General features: G+C 50.3%; 1 protein-coding gene. It reads right to left on the bottom strand.

The genetic code is table 11. From position 1 onward, the window contains the following. Positions 1 to 113: transposase (locus J3482_RS22050; protein ID WP_206923121.1), on the bottom strand; the 113-nt coding region annotated here is incomplete at its 3' end. Positions 114 to 294: the final 181 nt, after the last annotated feature.

Genomic DNA, 294 nt, shown 5'->3' with positions numbered 1-294 from the left:
ACGGTCTTTTGAGATATGCCAAGATCGCGCGCAACTTGGGAGGCGACTTTCCCCTCCTCCAGAACCAACTTCACTGTATTCAGTTTGAAATCCGCATCGTATTGTTTTGTCATCGTAGACACCTCGAATCAATTTACTTATTTTCACATTCTGTAGAATAGGCCCGGGCCGACCCACCCGTTAAGGGTAGTTGGACGCCCGAGCCCTTCCCCGAACCGGACTTGCACCTTTCGATGCATCCGGCTCTCCATTTGAAGTAGTTTTAGGTTGCACGTAGTTCAGCCTGGCCCGTAT

This window comes from Alicyclobacillus suci (assembly GCF_017329615.1).
Lineage (GTDB): Bacteria > Bacillota > Bacilli > Alicyclobacillales > Alicyclobacillaceae > Alicyclobacillus > Alicyclobacillus suci.
This window is presented reverse-complemented; position numbering and strand designations above follow the sequence as displayed.